This is a genomic window from Mesorhizobium sp. B2-3-6 (assembly GCF_006442305.1).
GTDB lineage: Bacteria > Pseudomonadota > Alphaproteobacteria > Rhizobiales > Rhizobiaceae > Mesorhizobium.
In genome coordinates, this window is the sequence record NZ_VFVW01000002.1 from 350,550 (window position 1) to 369,412 (window position 18,863).

The window sequence follows — 18,863 nt, forward strand, 5'->3', positions numbered from 1 at the left end:
CCTTCTGCGAAATGCTACTTCCCTTGCTGGAGAAGGCTCAAGTCGATCTCGGTAATATGCCAGCGACCCAGATTGGCGGTATAGAGCTTGTCGCCCTTGAAGGCGATGTTGGTGGGGTGCGCCAGCGTGGTTGCGGCGGGATCCTCGATCAGCACTTCGAGACCTTTGTCCTTTTGCCAGCGATAAATACGGCTGGGCTCATAACATGAGATGAACAATGAGCCGTCAGGCGCAAAGGCCACTCCGTCCGGAACATTGTGCACGCCCTCGACGACGATCTCACGAGCCCCCGCCGATCCGTCAGCAAGGATCGGCACATAGCTGATGCAGGGTGCGTCGCTTTCCACGACATAGAGGCCGTTGCCGTCCGGCGCCATCGCCATGCCGTTGGCGAACGACATCGCCTCCCGGCACCACAGGCCGCCCTCGCCCGTCTTGAGATCGTAGCGGAAGATGCCCGAGCGATTGTCCTGGCCAACGCTGTCCGAAACGAAGAGCCAACCCCTCGCCTCGTCGACGATCGGGTAGTTCGGCACGCGAATGCCGGCCGACGCGAAGCGCTCCATGCGCGCTGTCGCGGCATCCCAGCGGAAAATCGCGGCATGCCTGAGGTCGCAGGCAAAGCAGTTTCCCGCGCTGTCGAAAGCGATGCCGAGCAGAAAACCGTCGGTGCCGCCCATGCGCCCGACCGAGCCGCCATCGGCGGCCAGCCGCAGCAGGTCGCCGGTTTCGGTGCCACACCAGATCGAGCCATCGCGGTGAACGGCCACGCCCTCCGGATGCGCGACGCGCGGGCTGGTGAAGATGCCGTCGAAGAAAACGCGCGCGGCTGACATGTCGAGCAACGGCTTGGCCATGGGATCTCAGCTTTCGACAAGCGCCGTCTGCGCGGCGATGCAGCGTTCGACCATCGCGCGGTCGGCTTCAAGAATCTCGGCGATCAGCGCGCCGCGCTCCTTGGCGCGGACGAACTCCAGACGGCGCAGACCGAGCGGATCGATGCGGTTTCGCAAGGTGGCGAGCATGTCGTCGGAAGGCAGCGAGACCTCCCGGCAGTCGGGATCGAACGACACCGCAAATCCGGTGGCGTCACGGATTTGCTGCTGCGTAACGCCCGGCATGGTTTCGATGACGATCAATTCCCTCGAAGTCTCGTCGAGCCGGAAGACGCAGAGATCAGTGAAGACCAGCGCCCTGCCGGTGCGATAGCCCATCGGCTCGCGTTCGGCCGCCGTCAGCAACCCCCGGGCGGAACTGACGATCTCGACCTCGTCCACCAGCGACTGGATCGAGTGGCGGGGGATGTAGAGCAGGTAATCGCGGTGCATGTTGGCGACATCGGCCATGCCGCCTTGCCCCGGCAACCGGATGAGGCCGCCGCTTGGTTTGCGCAGTGCGATCGTGTTGACGCGGCCGCGCCGGTCGACCTGTGCCGCGCCGACGATCTCGTGCGTCACCGCGCCGGCCTGGTAATAGGTCGAGTAGGTATCGTCGCCGCCGGCATGCGCGACGGCCGTTTCGCAATCGAGGCTTTCGATCAGCGACAGGATCATCGGGCTCGGCGCGATGTCGAGATGGCCGCAGCTCATCGTCGCGATGATCATATCCGGCGCGTGCGTCGCCTTGGCCAGGCGATAGGCGACATTGGCCAGCGGCGAGACGGCACCCGCGCTGGCGAAGCTCTCATTGGTGAGTTCGGCGGCGATGCGGGCGGCGATGATCTCGTCGACGGATGCTTTCTCTTCGGCGCGCGCAAGCGCCGGCATGGCAAGCACTGTGTCAGCTCGAACCTTCGCAGCTCTTTGCAACGGCTTCGGCACGCCCTCGGAAGGCGGGCGCAGATTGTCCGCCAAAGGCGTTTGCCGGTCGGCGAACGCCTCCGACAATCGCTGATAATCCGTGACGTAAAACGGCAGGCACGAGGCCGGATAGGCGCCGGCCGGCGCCAGCGCAATCGCCGAAACCTGGTTGCGGGTCAGCACGCTCTGGCGGCCGTCCTGGCGCAGCGTCCCGCCCGGCACGATTTCCTCGACCGTGACCAGCACCTTGCGCGCCGCACCCGCCATGGCGAAGTCCAGCGCGCGGGGCCCGATGATCTGCACATTGCCGCTTTCATCGGCGCGCTGGGCATGGACGACGAATGTGTCGAGCCGCAGCGGCGGGACGAATCCGTTTTCGGTACCGGCAATCGGATCAGGTCTGGCGCTCGCACCCGGCACGCGCGCCAGCATGCCCGATCCCAGCGGAAGCTGGAACGGCATCGAGGGCAGGTTCTGCTGCGCCGCCCGCAGCGCCTGGATCATGGCCAGCGCCGTCCAATCGCGAACCGGTATCGCGCCGCTTTCGGCGGCTGCGCGGAATTTTGGCGGCAAGCCGAAAATGTCGAGGCTGGAGAAACAGAGGTCGATCTCAGCCACGGCATGCGCTTCGAGCAGCAGTTCGAGGGGCAAGCCGCCGGCCCAGCAGATGTAATGCAGATCCTTGACGCCCGACCGGGCTATCGCACGCAGCAATGCGATCGGCAGCCGGGCGAAATGGTGGCCGCCGACACCAAACGATTCGCCATGGCCGACCATCGCGGCCAGTCCTTCGACATCCGTGAAGCGCGGCCGGTTCGGCTTGACCAGGGACATTGCGGCACGGTTCGTCACAGCGCGGATGCCTCGATGCGATAGCGGGTCACGAACTGTTTTTCAGGCGAGAATTCCTGCGCCGTCGCAATGCCGGATTGCGCGATCGGATTGTCGGCCAACGCTGTCGCCGGGCCGAGCCCGAAGGGCGAGCAGATCGGCTCGATGCCGATGGCGACATGGCGCCCGTTCCAGGGTGCTGCTTCGCGGCCACGATTGGAGTACCAGAGCAAAAGGCTCGGGAAATGCTCCTTCTGCCAGGAAAGTTTCACGCGGTACCCGTCCGCATGATTGGCGAGCGCCACCGTGCCATCCAGGCCCTCGATCTGCAACAATTCCTCCGTGTCGGCCACCAGCGGCGGTCGCGAAGCATCAGCCATGCCGCCCGCGCGGGCCGGTACGCTCGACAAGTCAGTGAAGGACGCGTTCCGGGCGAACAGTTCAGCGCTAGTTTCGACATCGTGTGGATAGGTGCGACCGTGATCGAAGGAACCAAGTTCCAGCGCGGCGGCGCCGATCTCCGCTGGCAGCCGGAACACCGGATGCAAGCCGATCGGCAATCGGCAGGCATGGCGAACGACGATCTTGAATTCAACGTCGACGGCTGGCATCGACGGATCGGGCGTCACCGTCCGCTCGACACGCCCGACCGGGCTTCCGGCTGGATAGGCGAGTGTCAGTGACAACGATCCTTTGGCGCTCTCGCGCCATCGCCAGTCATGGTTGGAGCTATGGCCATGGGCTTCCTCGCCCTCCTCCGGCGAGCCCATCACCCGAGCCCAGTCCTCGGGCCATCCATCGGCCGGCACCGAATAGCCGAAGGGCACGCAGGGCAATTCGCCGCGCAACTTGCGCAGGATGCCTGGCAGCGCTTGCGCCTGCGGCTCGTTCGACCACGGCGCAATGTGCATCGGCGAAACCTGCCGACCGTCCTCCAGAATGAACGTAACCGGCGCCAGCATCGCGCCAAGCCGCTGGACAGTCAGCGCGCCATGCGCCCAGCCCAATCCGCGATAATCGTCGCCCGCGTTCACGGCCCGCCCTTCTTTGCCTTTGTCGTGCTCCGCTCGGCGAACTCCCTGACGCGCTGCTGGCCGATCTCGCTGCGATAGAGCTCACCCAATATGTCGCGCTCCATGGTGAGCCCATCGTCCAGATCACCGGACACGGCATGCGCCGTCAGCGCCTTCAGTCCCTCGATTGCGGCAGCAGGCTCGGCGGCGATCATTTCGGCCAGTTCCAGCGCGCGCGGCATCAGCCGGTCGACCTCGACGATCTCATTGACCAGACCGGCAGCGACGAATTCCGAGGCCGGGACGATGGCGCCGGTCATCAGCAGGAAATTGGCGCGGCTGCGGCCGAGCTTGGCCACGCTGCGTTGCGTGCCACCGCCGCCGGGGATCAGCCCGAGCTTGATTTCCGGCAGACCGAGCTTGGCGAATTGGTTGGCGATGACGAGGTCGCAGCACAGCACCAGCTCCATGCCGCCGCCCAGCGCGAAGCCGTTGACCGCCGCGATCACCGGTTTGCGGTTGTTCTCGATGGCCGCGTACATGCGCATGCCGGCAGCCTGGAAAATGTCGAATTCCGGTCCGGTCTGGGCGGCGTATTCCTTGATGTCGGCGCCGGCCATGAAGCCGCGCCCTTCCCCTGTCACCACGATCGCCCCGATGCTTGCATCGCCGGATAGCGACTCGAAGCTTTCAGTGATCTCGCCTTGCATCAGCCGGTTCATGGCGTTGAGCTGATCGGCGCGGCGGAAGGTGACGATCGCGACGCGGCCCGCGGTTTCGACCGTGAGTGTCTGGTAGGTGCGCATCGTCAGGCGGCGTCCACGGTCATGTCACCGGACGCCTCCAATGCGGCGATCTCGTCCTTGGAGAGGCCGAATTCGGCCAGGATCTCGCGGCCGTGCTGGCCGACCAGCGGCGCCGGCCGTTCTATGGTCGCGGGCGTCTCGCTCATCTTGACCGCCGGGGCGACCACCCGCACCTTGCCGCCGCGCGGATGGTCGTAGCTGGTGATCATGCCCATGTGCTTGACCTGCGGGTCCTCAGCGGCGCGGCGGATATCCTTCACCTCGGCGCACCAGATGTCAGCTGCCAGCAGCCGCGCCAACAAATCCTGCGTGGCGAATTTCCTGGTCTCGGCATTCACCTTCTCGAAGACTTCATCGCGCTTGTCGAACAAAGTCTTGAGATCGTCGTAGACGGCAAGCTGCGGCGCCTCCAGCACCTCGTAGAGCGTCTTGAACGGGCTCATGGCGATCGACACGTAGCCGCCGTCGCTGGTCTCGTATATGCCAAACGGCGCCTGCATGCCGGGATGGCCGATCCCGGAATTCGGCCGCACGAAGTCCTCACCAAGGTTGAGCACCGCGACATATTCCTGGTTGAGGTGCGCCAAGAGGCCGGCCAGCAGGTTGACCTCGATCTTCTGGCCCTTGCCGGTCTTCTCGCGATAATAGAGCGCCGACAGGATGCCGTAGACCATGTTCATGGCGCCGATCTGGTCGGCGAGGCCGGCGCCGGCGGGAACCGGGGCTTGATCGCCGCGGCCGGTGTTGGCGATCAGCCCTGCGAGCCCCTGGATCAGCATGTCCTGGCCGGGGCGTTCGACATAAGGCCCTTCCTCGCCATAGCCCGAGCCCGAGCAATAGATGATGCGCGGATTGACAGTCTTGAAATCCTCATAACCATAGCCGAGCTTGGCCAGCACGCCTGGGCGGAAGTTCTGCACCACCACGTCGGCGCTTTTCGCCATTTCCATGATGATGGCATGCACCTTGCGGCTCTTCAGGTTGAGCGCGATCGAACGCTTGTTGCGGTTCCAGGCGAGGAAGTTCGGGCTCTCCGAGCCGCCGACCCATTTGGCGAAGAAGGTCATGCCACGGAACATGTCGCCGGCGCCGGCGCGCTCGATCTTGATGACATCGGCGCCCATGTCGCCGAGCAGCTGGGTAGCGAACGGCCCCTGCAGCAGATGGCTGAAATCGAGGATGCGGACGCCTTCGAGGGCCTTGTTCATGTCATGTCTCGTTTCAAAATTTTCAAAGCAGTTCGGGAACGTAGCGCGGCGCCGCCGTCAGCCCGCCATCGACGCGCAGGTCGGTGCCGGTGGTGAAGCCGGCGGCATCGGAGGCAAGATAGACGGCGGCCTCGGCCACTTCCGAAGGCTCGCCGATACGGCCGAGCGGATGCATCTTGACCCAGGCCTTGGCAAGATTGCCGCCGATCTCCTTGATGAGTTTGTCGTTCATCGGCGTGTTGATGGTGCCCGGCGAGATCGAATTGACGCGGATGTTCAGCGGCCCGAATTCAACCGCCATCTGGCGTGTCATCGCCATGACCGCGCCCTTGGCGCCGGCATAGGCGGTCCAGCCATCAAGCCCGATGTGGCCTTGCGCGGAGGCCATGTTGATGATCGAGCCCGATTTCTGCGCGATCATGTGCGGCAGCGCGTATTTACAGGCGCGAAACACGCTGGTCAGGTTGACTGCTATCAGCCGGTGCCACTGCTCGTCGGTCATCTCGTGCACCGGCATGCCGCCAATGGCAATGGCCGCGTTGTTGACGAGGATGTCGAGGCGTCCCGTCTTTTTGACGGCACTGTCGATGAGGCCTGAAATGTCGGCCTCCTGCGAAACGTCGCAATGCAGATAGTCGGCGCGGTGGCCGGCGGCGCGAAGTGCGGCCGCGAAATCCTCACCAGCGCTGTCGGCGATGTCGCCCAGGAAGACATGCGCCCCTTCGCGCGCCATCGCTTGCGTGATCGCGTGGCCGATCCCGTCGGCCGCACCAGTGATGACGGCGATTTTTGCTTCAAGACGAGCCATCTTCAGCCTCCATTCGCACGCCGGCGTTTCGCTTCATCAAGGGCGACCGCGGCAATGATGATCATGCCGGTGATGACCAACTGCCACTCGGTCGGCAGGCCAAGTCCGCGCAGGCCGTTGGACAGGAATTGCAGGATCAGCACGCCCAGCGCCATGCCGGTCAGGCTGCCGATGCCCCCCGCAAGGCTGACCCCGCCGAGCACGGTGGCGGCAACCACCTGGAATTCGAAATTGAGCCCCGCCGTATGCTGTGCCGAGCCGACCCGCGCGGCCAGGATGATGCCGGCGACCGTCGCCAGCAGCGCGCTGATGATGAAGCAGATGAACTTGACCCGCCGCACGTCGTAGCCTGCAAGACGGGCCACTTCCTGATTGCCGCCGACGGCATAGATTTGCCGTCCGAACGGCCGGTGCTGCATCATGTAGGCGAAGGCGGCGAGCAGGACGATGGCGATGACGGCCGAATAGGGGATGACGTTGAACAGGCGGCCATCCGACAGCGCGATGAAGCTGTCGAGGCTGGCATCGTCAGGGATCGCGCGCTGACCAGTGTAGAGATAGACGCCGCCGCGCATGATGAACATCGTGCCCAGCGTCACGATCAGCGAGTTGATGCCGGCATAGGCGGTGAGATAGCCGTTGACGACACCGATGATCAGCCCGAACAACAGCGCGCCGCCGACGCCGAGCAGCAGCGAATTGGTGTCGTTCATGATGATGATCAGCGGCAGTGCAATGGTCGCCAGCAGCGATCCGATCGAAATATCGACCTCGCCGGAAATGAAGACGATGGCGCAGCCAATGCCGGCGGTGAGCGCGAGCGAGGCCTGGCCGAGCACATTGGTCATGTTGCGCACGGAGAAGAAATTCTCGACGGTAACGGAGAAGAAAGCCAGCACCAGCACGAGGCAGACCAGCAGCGCAAGTTCCTGCCGGGCAAAGAGCCGCGCCAGCATGGACGGCCGGGCTTTCGCGGAGACTGTATTCACAACGCTCATGTCTTATCCGATCGCCGCATTGAGGATCTTCTCCTGCGTGGCTTCGTCGCGCGGCATGATCGCGGTCAGGCGGCCTTCGCACATCACCGCGACCCTGTCGGCAAGACCGAGTAGCTCCGGCATTTCCGACGTCATCATGATGACCGCCAGGCCTTCGCCGGCGAGCCGGTCGATCAAGGCGAATATCTCCGACTTGGCGCCGACATCGATGCCGCGGGTCGGCTCGTCGACGACGATGACCTTGAGGCCACGCATCAGCCAGCGCGAGATCAGCACCTTCTGCTGGTTACCGCCTGAGAGGTTTTTCACCTCTTGGAACAGGCTGGGCGTCTTGATGCGGAAGCGGTCGACGTAATCCTGCACCGCTTTGTGTTCCCTGGCCCTATCGACGAAGCCCATGCGGGCGAAGGCGCCGAGCGAGGCGAGGCTGGCATTCTGGTAGACAGGCAGCTCGCCCATCAGCCCTTCGCTCTTGCGATCCTCGGTGAGCAGACCGATACCTAACCTGACGCCGGTGCGCGTATCGTGCGGCGAGAGGCGCTGGCCGTCGACGGTGATCGTGCCCGAAGTGATCGGATCGTAACCGACGATCGCCTTGGCGAGTTCGGTGCGACCGGCGCCCATCAGCCCGAAGAAGCCGAGCACCTCGCCGGCGCGCGCCTCGAAGGACACGCCGTTGAGCTTCTTCGCCGTGCTGAGCTTGTCCACTGACAGGGCTACCTTGCTAGCCGGTGCGCCACGCTTGCGGGGAAACAGATTTTCGATGCGCCGGCCGATCATGTCCTGGATCAGCGTGTCGTTGGTGTGCTCGCCGATCGGCTTGGTCGAGATGTGGCGCCCGTCGCGCAGCACCGTCACCGTGTCGGCGATCTCGAACACTTCGTCGAGCTTGTGGCTGACATAGACCACCGCGATGCCAAGGCCGGCAAGCCGGCGGATGACGGTGAACAGCAGCGAAACCTCGTTCGGCGTCAGCGAGGATGTCGGCTCGTCCATCACCACCACTCGGGCTTCATGAGCGAGCGCGCGGGCGATCTCGACCATTTGCTGCTGGCTGACCGGCAACGAGCCGGTGCGCGCCGCCGGATCGACGTTGAAGCCGATGCGGTCGAAGAGCGCGGCTGAATCGGCGCGGATCTTCTTCCAGTCGATGGAGCCCGTCCTGCCGGTCGGATAGCCTTCCAGGAAGATGTTCTCGGCAACGGTGAATTCGGAGATCAGCGCGATCTCCTGGAACACGACCTTGATGCCTTGCTTCAAGCTGTCGCGCGGCGACTTGATGTCGACCTCGCGTCCGTGCATGCGGATGGAGCCGGCATCCTTGCCGTAGACGCCGGCCATGATCTTGATCAGCGTCGACTTGCCGGCGCCGTTCTCGCCCATCAGCGCATGGATCTTGCCGGGCTCCAGGGTGAAGTCGACATTGTCGAGCGCCACGACGCCGGGAAAGCGCTTGCCGATGCCGCGCAGTTCCAGCGCCGGCACATCGGTATCGATGGCCGCGCCTTCGCCAGGATGCAGGAAATCAACGGACATTGGCTCTGTTCCGGATGATGTCGAGATAGGTTGCCAGGATGATGACGATGCCCGGCACCACCATCTGCAAATCCTGGTTCCAGCCGAGGATGATGATGCCGTTGTCGATCACCTTCAGCACCAGAACGCCAAGCAAGGTACCGAACAGCGAACCGCGGCCACCAAGCAGGCTGGTGCCGCCGAGGATGACGGCGGCAATCACCGTCAGCTCGAAGCCACGGCCGGCGGTAGGCTGGCCGGCATTCATCAGCGACGACAGGATCATGCCGGCAACACCGACGCACAGGCCGGTGACGACGAAGGCCAACAGCTTGAGCCGTTCCGAGCGAATGCCTGACAGGCGCACCGCCTTTTCGTTGGCGCCGACCGCGTAGAGGTAGCGGCCGAGCGTGGTGAAGCGCAGCGTCACATAGGCAACCACGAAGATCAGCGCCGCCAGGATGACGGGAACCGGCACGGGGCCGACATAACCGGCGCCGAGATCGGTGAAGTTTGCCAATTGGTTGTGGTTCTGCACCGCCTCGCGCGTGAAGAGATAGACGCCGCCCTGCAGCATCATCATCGTGCCGATGGTGGCGATCAGCGAATTCACCCTGAGCCTGGTGACGACCAGCCCGTTGAACAGGCCGACCCCGCCGGCAAAGGCGAGCGCCGCCAGCATGCCGAGCGTAAGACTATGGGTGGAATTGAGCACTGCCATGCCGATGCAGCCGACGAAGGCGAGCGACGCGCCGACCGACAAGTCGACCTCGGCGGTGATGATGAGCATGGTCATGCCCGAGGCGACGATCAGCACCAGAGCGCATTGGCGCAGGATGGCGATGATGTTGGCCTCCGAATAGAATTGCGGCGCCGCGATCGAGATGGCGATGCACAGCACGGCCAGGATTGCGCCCAGCACGAGCTGGCTGCTGCCCAGAAGGTTGCCGCCGATGAAACGCTTCGACGCGGAGGCCTGTGTAAGCTCGCTCATTTCAGTCCATTCCCGGCCGTTTGCCTGGTCCCTCTGGAACCTGTCGTGTCGAACCCGGCATTTGTCTTGCCCACCGAAAGGTCCTGGCCGCCTGCCCTTCCCGCAACACGGGAAGGGCGATATCGGCCGGCCTTATTTCTTCAGGTCGGCGGAGGTCTTCATGCACTTTGCCGGCGGCTGCAGCGCGTTGACGGCATCCCATTTGATGGTGCGGGTGGTGCCGTCATAGTCATAGAACTTCTTCCAATCGTCGCCGTTCATCGGCGCGGTCGGGCTGACGATGTGCTCCGGCACTTCCTCATTGTTGAAAAGCTTCACCGCGGCATCGATGGCGGTAAAGCCTTCCTTCTCGGGGAACATCGCGGCTTCGATGCGGTAGGAAGGCTCGTTCTGCATCGCGTTGATGAAGGCAAGCCCTTCGCCGCCCGTGCCGACCGTCAACAGGCCATCCTGCGACTTGCCCGCCGCTTTCCAGGCCTGCAGGCCACCCAACGAAGACGAATCATTGATGCCGTAGATGATGTTGATATCGGCGTTCTTGGCCAGTGCCGCGGAGGACACTTCGAGAGCGCGGTCCGGATTGCCGCCGCCGTCGAGATCGTGGACCATGACCGCATCGGGGATGATGGTCTTCAGCCCGTCCATGAAGCCGTGCGAGCGCAGCACGGTGGCGGAAAGCAGCGGCAGGCCGACATTCATCACCTTGGCAACGCCGCCGAGCTTTTCCTTCGCGTATTTGCCGGCCTCGACGCCGGAGAAATAGCCGGTGTCGTAGTCGCAGATGGCGACCATGGTCGTCATGCCCTTGACCGGATTGCCTTCCAGCACGACCGGCACGTTGGCGGCCTTGGCCTGGCGCAGCAGCGGCACCACGCCTTCTTCGTTCACCGGGGTGATGATCAGCACGTCGACGCCCTTGGCGATGAAGTCTTCGGCCGCGGCGACCTGCTTGGCTATGTCGAGATTGGCATCCTGCACCTCGACCTCGATGCCGAGTTCCTTGCCGTGAGCCTTCATGCCCTTGATGACGTTCTGATACCACTCATGGGTGGCGTAGTTGGTGACGTAGCCGATGCGCTTGGGCATGTTCTCGGCATGCGCGGCGGCGGCGCCGAGCGCCAGCACGGCGGCGGACGCAAACAGGATTGACTTGGACCAGAGCATTTTCTTCTCCCAGATTTATCGCTTTTGTTAGTCGCTGAACGGATAGTCCCGCCGTTCCGGGTCGGCACGTAAGGAGTTGGTGGCTTCGCCCCAGCCGAGTGCCGCCGATATCTTCTCGGCGGCGGCGCGGGTGCGTTCGAAGACGGTTTCGCTGTCGAACCGCGCCGCCTTCTGCGGCAGCAGCGGCACGGTTAGCGCGGCGATGACGGCACCGGTGTGATCGTGCACAGGCATGGAGATGTTGGTGCAGGCCGCAACGGCCAAGGAAGCGCGCATCTCGTAGCCGAGCCTGGCGACCTCGTTCAGCCGCGCCTCGATTTCGGCCCGCGTGCCCTGGCCCTCACCGGCGGCCACGATGCGCTCGACGATGCGGTCGCGCTCGGCCCGGTTCGAATGGGCGAGCAGCACGGCACCCGAACTTGTTTCGAGGATCGGGAAATGCGACCCAAGTGCTACCGAGTAGCGCATCGGCAGCGGCGAATCGATCTGCAAAACCACCAGTGCGTTCTGGCCCTCGCGCACCACGAGATGGCAGCTCTGGTCGGCATTGGCGGTCAATTCGCGCATCACCGGCAGAGCGCATTCCACCAGCCGGTTTACCGGCGGATGCATGTGCGCCAATTCGAACAGCTTCAGCGACAGCCGGAAACGGTCCGATTGCGTGCGAAAGATATAGCCCCGTTTCTCCAGCAGAAGCAGGATGCGGTAGATCTCGTGAATGGAGCGGCCGAGGCCGGTCGCGATCTCGGTCTGGGTCAGCGTTTCGGCGCTGGAGGCCATGAATTCCAGAACGTCGAGCGCCTTCTCCACCGCCGGCACGCGATAGCCGTTGCGGCCGCTTTCGCCCTCGTCGAGCGTCTCGGCAACGCTGGCGGCCATCAGGCGACGCTCCGTTCCGGCTGGACTTGCCTGGTTTCGCGGTAGAGGCTGTTGACGTGGCCTGCGAGTTCGGTCGCCGACATGTCACCGGCTATGGCTGCGGCGGCATGCGGCGCGCATTCGCGGAAGAAGGCGATGAAGCCCGGATGGGTCGGACGCAGATAGGACGAGGCGATCGTCCGCAGCGTCGAGCCGAAGAAATCGCCGGAAAGACCATTGACCCCGGCATCCTTCCAGGCAGCCAGCGAACCCGGTTGTCCGCCAGATTTCACATAGTCGCCGCGCTGGTATTCGGGCGAGCACAGGAACAGTGCGTAGTCGATCGCGGCCTGCTTGTGCTTCGATTGGGCGCTGACGCCGATGCCGGCACCGCCGAGCAAGGCGCCGGCGGCTTGCGGGGTGGGCACTTCGGCGAAGCGCAGATGGGGCCTGTCGGGTTTCGAGGCGTAATTCACATAGCCGAAGGCGAACGGCACGTAGACAACGTCGTCATGCGCGATCATGTGGTCGTAGCAGCGGATCGGATTCCACTTCGACGAGTCCGGGTGCGAAAGCGCGACAAGCTCGCGCAATTGCGCAATCGCCTGCTCGACCATTTCCTTCGCGATGAATTGCTCGCCATCTTCCTGGGGACGGCCAAGCGTCAGAAGCAGACACATGGCGTCGGTCGGCACGAAGGGCAGGCCGAGCCACTTGCCGTCGCTGCGCGCGCGCCGGCCAAGCTCCAGCACTTCCTGGTGCGTGCTAGGCACCGGCCCGTAGCGCTCCAGCAAATCCGGCCGATAGGAGGCGACCTGGCAGGCGGCATCGATCGGCAGCGCCCACTGACGGCTGTTCTTCTGGTAAGAGCGCCAGGACGCCCCGACTGAGTCACGTTCGAAGAAACGGATCTGTTCGGCCGACAGATAAGCGTCGAACGGGACCATCAGTTCATCCTGGGCGATATCGCCGATGAAGGGATGGTCGAACACGACCAGATCGTAAGTGCCGAGCACCGGACCGAGGGCGCCCTCACCGAATTCATAGAGGCTGCGGCGGTCCCATTGGATCTCCAGGCCGGGATGCGCGGCGCAATAGGACTCGATGCTGGCGTCCAGCGGACCCCAGCATCGTCTATGATCCCACGCCAGTCCGCGCAGCTTCGTCATGCCACTCAAATCCTCCCGGCACCGGCAATAGCCGGCTCGCCATCGACACTAGCACCATTTTTCATATGCGCAACTTGTTTTCATTTGCGCAAAAAGCGCACACATCCTCCCGACTGGCCGATGCAGGGTTCAAGCCAGATCGAAACGCTCCACGGCGCGCATGATGCCGCGCAGTTCAGCCAACCCCTTGAGCCGTCCGATAAGCGAATAGCCGGGGTTGATCTTTTTCTTGCCGATGTCGTCGGCAAGCAGATGCCCATGGTCCGGCCGCATCGGGATTTGCCAGTCGGCCCGGCCTTGCTCGCGACGGCGCTTTTCTTCCTGCATCAGAGCGAGGATGACGTGCGCCATGTCGGTGCCGCCTTCGAGATGCTCGGCTTCATAGAACGAGCCGTCCTCCTCGATGGTGATGTTGCGCAGGTGGACGAAATGGATGCGGTCGGCGAATTCCTTGACCATGGCGACGATGTCGTTGTCGGCGCGCGTGCCATAGGAGCCGGTGCAGAAGGTCAGTCCATTGGCGGGACTGTCGACGGCGTTGAGGATGAAACGCGCGTCCTGTGCCGTCGAAACCACGCGCGGCAGGCCGTAGAGCGAGAATGGCGGGTCGTCGGGATGGATGCACATGCGCACCCCCTCCTCTTCGGCCGCCGGAATGATCTCGCGCAGGAACCAGGCGAGGTTGTCGCGCAACTCCTTCGGCCCGATCGAATCGTATTCAGCCAGGGCTTCGCGAAAACTGTCCCTGTTATAGCTGCGTTCGGTCGCCGGCAGGCCGGCAATGAGGTTGCGCTCGATGCGGTCGATCTGCTCTGGCGTCAGCATCTTCAGCCGCTTCTCGGCCTCGGCGATACGCGCCGGCGTATAGCTTGCCGCACCGTTCTTGCGCTGCAGCACGAAAAGATCGTAGGCCGCGAAATCGATCGCATCGAAGCGCAGCGCATAGCCGGTTGTCGGCAGGCGATACATCAGGTCGGTGCGGGTCCAGTCCACCACCGGCATGAAATTGTAGCAGATCGTCTCGATGCCGGCCTTGGCGAGCGCCCGGATGCTGTCGCGGTAGTAGCCGGCATAGCGCTCGCGCTCGGGCGCGCCGATCTTGAAGGAATTGTGCACCGGAATGCTCTCGACGACCGACCATTTCAGGCCAGCCGCCTCGATGATCCGCTTGCGCTCGAGCACATCGGCCTCAGGCCAGGCGCGGCCGTCATAGATCTGGTGCAACGCGGAGACAACGCCGGTGGCGCCGGCCTGCCTGACATGTTCAAGCGTCACCGGATCATCGGGACCATACCAGCGCCAGCACTGTTCCATGAAGCCTCCTCAGGGTTGGCGGCGACCATATTGTCGGACCACAAGCCTGTCAACAGAACCTTTCCGTCGCCATACAGTTGATTTCCTGTGGATCGAGCCCTAGGGTGGTCCAACAAATAGCAAGGAGTTCTGCGGTGGAACAGGCGAGCCACGATTCGATGGAGGCGGCAGACGAAGCCGGGATCAGCAGTTCCGCCGTCGACCAGACCGTGCGGCAGATCCTCGACCTCATCCGCAATCGCGCCATGTCCATCGGCGATGTGCTGCCCACCGAACGGGAGCTTGGCGAACTGTTCGGCGCCAGCCGCAACACGATACGCGAGGCGCTGCGCACCATCCGAACCTATGGGCTGATCGATCCCAAGCCGCGCGTCGGCGCGGTGCTCGCCGATCGCCAGAATGTCGCGATCCAGAATTTTTTCGCCGCGCAAATGGACATATCGAAAACGTCCTTTCACGACATACAAGGATTTCGCCGCATCATCGAAGTGAGCGTCGGCGACCACATCATCCTCAATGCCAGCGCCGCCGAACTTGAAGCCCTGGACGAGGTCAATGGCCTGATCGAGACCAGCAAGGATGTCCAGGAAGCCGCGCAACGCGATTTCGATTTCCATCTGGCGCTGATGAAGCTCGCCGGCAACCGCATGCTGGTGCAGACTTATCAGTTCCTGTCGCCGGTCATCCTGCACATCATGACCGTCGGCAAATCCATCCGGCCGGTGCTGAGCGAAACACGCCACGCGCATGGCGAGATCATCGCGGCGCTGCGCGCGCGCGACCGCATTGCCTACTGCTACCTGATGAGCCGGCATCTCGATTTCGGCTTGCGCTTCGTTCCCGACGACCTCGAAAACGCCCGTATGTCGGCGGCAAACCCGGTGCATCCGGGTCCGGCATCTTCCAAGGATTTGCATCATGTCTGATTTTGAGAACAAGGTGGCGCTGATCACCGGCACGACCGGCATCGCGCTCGCCACTGCGAGTCGCCTGGCGCAAGGCGGCGCTGCGATCATCGCCTGCGGCATCGACCGGGCGGCCAATGCCGCCATGCAGGAGAGCCTCGCCAAGGCCGGAGCGAATGCGCTGGTGCAAACGGTGGATGTCTCCGTTTCCGACCAGGTGCGCGACGCGGTCGCAGCGGGCGTCGCGAGGTTCGGCGGCATCGACATCATCGTCAATTCGGCGGCGGTCCACCCCTACGGCACGGCGACCACCACCGACTGGGAAACCTGGAACCAGGCGATGACGGTCAATGTCGGGTCGATCTACCTGACCGCGCATTTCGGCATTCCCGAAATGATCCGCCGAGGCGGCGGTGCCATCGTCAATGTCGCCTCGGTGCAGGGGTTCGCCTGCCAGCAGAACGTCGCCGCCTATGCCACGACCAAGGGCGCCATCCACACGCTGACGCGTTCGCTGGCGCTCGACTATGCCGCGGCCGGCATCCGGGTCAATTCGGTCAGCCCGGGCTCGATCCGCACGCCAATCCTCGAGAAGGCAGCGCGTGGCGACAATGGAAGCGACGCCGATGTCGAAGAAGCCTACAGACGCTTCGGCGCCGCCCATCCGCTCGGCCGCATCGGCGAGCCGGAGGAAGTGGCGGAGCTCATCGCTTTCCTGTGTTCATCGAAAGCCGGCTTCTGCACCGGCGCTGACTACAAGATCGATGGCGGCCTCACCGCCGGCATCGGCGTCAAGTAGGGTAACGCGGATGAAGATCGGACTTGGCCTCTATCGCGATTCGCTGACGCCGGAGAATTTCCGCTTTGCCCGGCAGGCCGGCGCAACGCATGTCGTTGCGCATCTGACCAACTATTTTCGCGGCCGCGATCCCTCGCTGTCGGCCGGCACCGAAACGGATGGCTGGGGCGATTGTTCAACGGATGGATTGTGGAGCTACGAGGATTTCACCGGACTGGTGAAAACCGTACGCGACAACGGCCTGGAGATCGCCGGCATCGAAAACCTGTCGCCGCGCTTCTGGTCCGACGTGCTGCTCGGCGGCCCCGATCGGTCGAGGCAGCTCGACGGCCTCAAGCGCCTGGTGCGTGACGCCGGCCGGGCCGGCATTCCCTGCATAGGCTACAACTTCTCGATCGCGGGCGTGTGGGGCTGGCAGCGCGGGCCATTCGCGCGCGGCGACGCCATGTCCGTGGGGCTCGATTTGTCCAATATCGATCCCGACCTGCCGCTGCCCGACGGAGTGGTCTGGAATATGCGCTACCGGCCGGGCCGAGCCGGCGCCGCGCCTGTCAGGGTCTCGCAAGAAGAACTGTGGGAACGGCTTGGCGTCTTTCTGCGCGAAATCGTACCGGTGGCCGAAGAGGCCGGCGTCGTGATGGCTGCGCATCCGGACGATCCACCCGCCGAGGCGCTGCGCGGCACGGCGCGCCTCGTCAACCGGCCGCAGAAATATGATCGGCTGATGGATATCGTCGACTCGCCCGCCAACGGGCTGGAGCTCTGCCTCGGCTCGCTGCAGGAGATGCCGCAGACCGAGGAGATCTACAGCCATGTGCGCCGTTTCGCGCGGCGTGGCCGCATCGGCTATATCCATTTCCGCAATGTGCGGGGCAAAGTGCCGAAATATCACGAAACCTTCGTCGACGACGGCGACATCGACATGGCCGAGATCGTGCGCATTCTGCGCGACGAGAATTATCAAGGCGTCATGATACCCGATCACACGCCTGAGATGGCCTGCGACGCGCCATGGCACGCCGGCAAGGCCTTCGCATTGGGCTACATGCGCGCACTGGTGCAGAACGCCGACGCGCTAGGCCCGGTACGAAGCCGGGCACCCGACATGGCAGCGGAGTGAATAGGGGACGCACGACTGACATTTTTCGAGCCCGAAGGCGCCGCAAAAGCCCGCTTTCGATGGAGAGCGGGCTTTTGTTAGTCGGCTCGGTTCCTAACTCAGGATAGCGACGATCTCATATGAGTTCGGATCGACAATAACAATCCTGCCATCGGCCAGGAGGAAATATTCATAGCTCTCATAGGCAGGGACGATTTCGACGATCCGGTGCGGAAGTCGATGCAGCCGCACCTTCTGCTTCGGCACTTTCACGCCGACCGAAATGTCCACGTCGAGGTTCGAGACCGGTTCCACCTTCGTCTCGCGGATGACGTTGGTGATTTCGGTCTTCTGCTCGACGGATATATTGTTGATTGAAGCGGTTGAACTCTGGTCGGTAGTCGTACCGGCCTTGCCCTGCGCTTGCTGATCGGTAGTCGTACCGGCCTTGCCCTGCGCCTGCTGGTCGGTCGTCATACCGGCCTTGCCCTGCGCTTGCTGATCGGTAGTCGTACCGGCCTTGCCCTGCGCTTGCTGACCGGTAGTCGTACCGGCCTTGCCCTGCGCCTGCTCGTCGGTCTTCGCTCCGGCTTTGCCTTGCGCCTGCTCGTCGGTCTTCATGCCGGCCTTGCCTTGCGCCTGCTCGTCGGTCTTCATGCCGGCCTTGCCTTGCGCCTGCTCATCGGTCTTCATGCCGGCCTTACCTTGCGCCTGCTCGTCGGTCTTTACGCCCGCCTTGCCCTGCGCCTGCTCATCGGTCTTCGCTCCGGCTTTGCCTTGCGCCTGCTCGTCGGTCTTCATGCCGGCCTTGCCTTGCGTCTGCTGCTCGGTGCTGCCGCCCTTCTGGCAATTGGCCGAGCCGGCTGCGCAAGTGTCTGCCCCACCCGATTGGGCCGCTTCGCCCGACTGCTGCTGGGTCTGCGCGATTGCCGCCCCACATCCGAGGGTAAGCGCTAACATGCTGGTGATCAGAGTGGTTCTCATGGGAAATCTCCTAGGATGGCAGTCCCTTCGCGGCAAAACTTTGCCACCCCGTGATTGTTCCACCGAAGGCTAATATATTCCGGAGCGGATGGAACTGCCGGCATTTTGCGAAGTTCGGCGCATGGGGCGCACCTGCCGAAACGCCGGTGGCGTCGTCGGCTTGGCGCCCTGCCCAACATCTGATGGAGACAGAAGTGGAAAAATATCTACTGGGAACGGCAGTGGGCATCCTGTTTCTTGCGGGGGCCGGAGCGGCCGCGGCGCAAGATGTGGTCATCCAGCCGGAGCAAGAAACCGTTATCAAGGAGTATGTGAAGAAGCAGCCGCTGGCCTCGGTCCAACTGCCCGGCGTGGAACTCAATGTCGGATCCACCGTGCCTGATACGGTCGAACTTCATGAAGTTCCCGATGTGAAATACCGCTACGTCGTGGTCGACAATCGAACAGTTCTGGTCGACCCGGAAACCCGGAAAATCGTCCAGGTCCTTCAATGACCGCATGTTCCAAAGCGCCCGCCCCGGCATGCGTCGAGGCGGGCGACCTGTGTCAGGTTTCTGTTTTCATGCATGTCTTTGTTCCAAACCGAGACGTTTTGGGCG

The 18,863-nt window shown here is 63.4% G+C and carries 18 protein-coding genes; 4 read left to right on the top strand and 14 right to left on the bottom strand.

Annotated features, from left to right (window positions below; all coding sequences use genetic code 11):
• Positions 1–14: 14 nt before the first annotated feature.
• From FJ953_RS07390 to uxuA, 13 genes are all read right to left on the bottom strand, one after another.
• Positions 15–857, bottom strand: a complete 843-nt coding sequence (locus tag FJ953_RS07390) for an SMP-30/gluconolactonase/LRE family protein (RefSeq protein ID WP_140497508.1) — start codon at positions 855–857, stop codon at positions 15–17.
• A 6-nt stretch (positions 858–863) separates the two neighbouring features.
• On the bottom strand, positions 864–2,633 hold the full coding sequence (locus FJ953_RS07395; RefSeq protein ID WP_140623767.1) for a CoA-transferase: 1,770 nt from the start codon (positions 2,631–2,633) through the stop codon (positions 864–866).
• 14 nt (positions 2,634–2,647) lie between these two features.
• A complete protein-coding gene (locus tag FJ953_RS07400) occupies positions 2,648–3,664 on the bottom strand; it encodes a hypothetical protein (RefSeq protein WP_140623769.1) in 1,017 nt (338 codons plus the stop codon).
• Positions 3,661–4,449, bottom strand: a complete 789-nt coding sequence (locus FJ953_RS07405; protein ID WP_140623771.1) for an enoyl-CoA hydratase/isomerase family protein — start codon at positions 4,447–4,449, stop codon at positions 3,661–3,663. The genes FJ953_RS07400 and FJ953_RS07405 overlap by 4 nt, the downstream gene beginning before the upstream one ends.
• 2 nt (positions 4,450–4,451) lie before the next feature.
• Positions 4,452–5,657 (bottom strand): CaiB/BaiF CoA-transferase family protein, encoded by a 1,206-nt coding sequence (locus tag FJ953_RS07410; RefSeq protein WP_140525109.1) that lies wholly within the window; start codon positions 5,655–5,657, stop codon positions 4,452–4,454.
• Positions 5,658–5,679: 22 nt separating this feature from the next.
• Positions 5,680–6,465: an SDR family oxidoreductase gene (locus FJ953_RS07415; RefSeq protein WP_140515237.1), complete on the bottom strand. Its 786-nt coding sequence runs from the start codon at positions 6,463–6,465 to the stop codon at positions 5,680–5,682.
• A 2-nt stretch (positions 6,466–6,467) separates the two neighbouring features.
• Positions 6,468–7,463 carry an ABC transporter permease gene (locus tag FJ953_RS07420; RefSeq protein ID WP_140515236.1) on the bottom strand — a complete coding sequence of 332 codons (996 nt, stop codon included), beginning with the start codon at positions 7,461–7,463 and terminating at the stop codon, positions 6,468–6,470.
• A 3-nt stretch (positions 7,464–7,466) separates the two neighbouring features.
• Positions 7,467–8,999 carry a sugar ABC transporter ATP-binding protein gene (locus FJ953_RS07425; protein ID WP_140623773.1) on the bottom strand — a complete coding sequence of 511 codons (1,533 nt, stop codon included), beginning with the start codon at positions 8,997–8,999 and terminating at the stop codon, positions 7,467–7,469.
• Complete coding sequence (locus FJ953_RS07430) at positions 8,989–9,972, bottom strand: ABC transporter permease (RefSeq protein ID WP_140515234.1); 984 nt, start codon at positions 9,970–9,972, stop codon at positions 8,989–8,991. Before FJ953_RS07430 ends, FJ953_RS07425 begins: the two co-directional genes overlap by 11 nt.
• A 132-nt stretch (positions 9,973–10,104) precedes the next feature.
• Positions 10,105–11,136, bottom strand: coding sequence for a sugar ABC transporter substrate-binding protein (locus FJ953_RS07435; RefSeq protein WP_027027652.1), 1,032 nt, complete (start codon positions 11,134–11,136; stop codon positions 10,105–10,107).
• Between the two features lie 27 nt (positions 11,137–11,163).
• A complete protein-coding gene (locus FJ953_RS07440) occupies positions 11,164–12,015 on the bottom strand; it encodes an IclR family transcriptional regulator (RefSeq protein ID WP_140515233.1) in 852 nt (283 codons plus the stop codon).
• Positions 12,015–13,163: an extracellular solute-binding protein gene (locus FJ953_RS07445; protein WP_140525112.1), complete on the bottom strand. Its 1,149-nt coding sequence runs from the start codon at positions 13,161–13,163 to the stop codon at positions 12,015–12,017. The genes FJ953_RS07440 and FJ953_RS07445 overlap by 1 nt, the downstream gene beginning before the upstream one ends.
• 129 nt (positions 13,164–13,292) lie before the next feature.
• Positions 13,293–14,477 carry a mannonate dehydratase gene (uxuA, locus tag FJ953_RS07450; RefSeq protein WP_140525113.1) on the bottom strand — a complete coding sequence of 395 codons (1,185 nt, stop codon included), beginning with the start codon at positions 14,475–14,477 and terminating at the stop codon, positions 13,293–13,295.
• A 134-nt stretch (positions 14,478–14,611) separates the two neighbouring features.
• On the opposite strand from uxuA, the gene FJ953_RS07455 reads away from it, so the two are divergent.
• The 3 genes from FJ953_RS07455 to FJ953_RS07465 are packed head-to-tail and all read left to right on the top strand — an operon-like array spanning position 14,612 to position 17,301.
• The gene (locus FJ953_RS07455) at positions 14,612–15,403 is read left to right on the top strand and encodes a FadR/GntR family transcriptional regulator (protein ID WP_224671760.1); all 792 of its coding nucleotides are present in this window, start codon (positions 14,612–14,614) and stop codon (positions 15,401–15,403) included.
• Positions 15,396–16,181, top strand: a complete 786-nt coding sequence (locus FJ953_RS07460; protein WP_140623775.1) for an SDR family oxidoreductase — start codon at positions 15,396–15,398, stop codon at positions 16,179–16,181. The genes FJ953_RS07455 and FJ953_RS07460 overlap by 8 nt, the downstream gene beginning before the upstream one ends.
• A gap of 10 nt (positions 16,182–16,191) precedes the next feature.
• Entirely contained in the window at positions 16,192–17,301 is a 1,110-nt protein-coding gene (locus FJ953_RS07465; protein WP_140515229.1) for a mannonate dehydratase, read from the top strand.
• 93 nt (positions 17,302–17,394) lie between these two features.
• Here FJ953_RS07465 and FJ953_RS07470 read toward each other — a convergent pair whose 3' ends face one another.
• A complete protein-coding gene (locus FJ953_RS07470) occupies positions 17,395–18,264 on the bottom strand; it encodes a DUF1236 domain-containing protein (protein ID WP_140623777.1) in 870 nt (289 codons plus the stop codon).
• A gap of 194 nt (positions 18,265–18,458) precedes the next feature.
• On the opposite strand from FJ953_RS07470, the gene FJ953_RS07475 reads away from it, so the two are divergent.
• The gene (locus FJ953_RS07475; RefSeq protein ID WP_224519082.1) at positions 18,459–18,758 is read left to right on the top strand and encodes a DUF1236 domain-containing protein; all 300 of its coding nucleotides are present in this window, start codon (positions 18,459–18,461) and stop codon (positions 18,756–18,758) included.
• The last annotated feature ends 105 nt before the right edge of the window (positions 18,759–18,863 follow it).

What these genes read in the sequence shown, in the direction of transcription:
- FJ953_RS07390 (WP_140497508.1), bottom strand. Translation starts at nt 857, where the DNA reads ATGGCCAAGCCGTTGCTCGACATGTCAGCCGCGCGCGTTTTCTTCGAC.
- FJ953_RS07395 (WP_140623767.1), bottom strand. Translation starts at nt 2,633, where the DNA reads ATGTCCCTGGTCAAGCCGAACCGGCCGCGCTTCACGGATGTCGAAGGA.
- FJ953_RS07405 (WP_140623771.1), bottom strand. Translation starts at nt 4,449, where the DNA reads ATGCGCACCTACCAGACACTCACGGTCGAAACCGCGGGCCGCGTCGCG.
- FJ953_RS07410 (WP_140525109.1), bottom strand. Translation starts at nt 5,657, where the DNA reads ATGAACAAGGCCCTCGAAGGCGTCCGCATCCTCGATTTCAGCCATCTG.
- FJ953_RS07415 (WP_140515237.1), bottom strand. Translation starts at nt 6,465, where the DNA reads ATGGCTCGTCTTGAAGCAAAAATCGCCGTCATCACTGGTGCGGCCGAC.
- FJ953_RS07420 (WP_140515236.1), bottom strand. Translation starts at nt 7,463, where the DNA reads ATGAGCGTTGTGAATACAGTCTCCGCGAAAGCCCGGCCGTCCATGCTG.
- FJ953_RS07425 (WP_140623773.1), bottom strand. Translation starts at nt 8,999, where the DNA reads ATGTCCGTTGATTTCCTGCATCCTGGCGAAGGCGCGGCCATCGATACC.
- FJ953_RS07430 (WP_140515234.1), bottom strand. Translation starts at nt 9,972, where the DNA reads ATGAGCGAGCTTACACAGGCCTCCGCGTCGAAGCGTTTCATCGGCGGC.
- FJ953_RS07435 (WP_027027652.1), bottom strand. Translation starts at nt 11,136, where the DNA reads ATGCTCTGGTCCAAGTCAATCCTGTTTGCGTCCGCCGCCGTGCTGGCG.
- FJ953_RS07440 (WP_140515233.1), bottom strand. Translation starts at nt 12,015, where the DNA reads ATGGCCGCCAGCGTTGCCGAGACGCTCGACGAGGGCGAAAGCGGCCGC.
- FJ953_RS07445 (WP_140525112.1), bottom strand. Translation starts at nt 13,163, where the DNA reads ATGACGAAGCTGCGCGGACTGGCGTGGGATCATAGACGATGCTGGGGT.
- uxuA (WP_140525113.1), bottom strand. Translation starts at nt 14,477, where the DNA reads ATGGAACAGTGCTGGCGCTGGTATGGTCCCGATGATCCGGTGACGCTT.
- FJ953_RS07460 (WP_140623775.1), top strand. Translation starts at nt 15,396, where the DNA reads ATGTCTGATTTTGAGAACAAGGTGGCGCTGATCACCGGCACGACCGGC.
- FJ953_RS07465 (WP_140515229.1), top strand. Translation starts at nt 16,192, where the DNA reads ATGAAGATCGGACTTGGCCTCTATCGCGATTCGCTGACGCCGGAGAAT.
- FJ953_RS07470 (WP_140623777.1), bottom strand. Translation starts at nt 18,264, where the DNA reads ATGAGAACCACTCTGATCACCAGCATGTTAGCGCTTACCCTCGGATGT.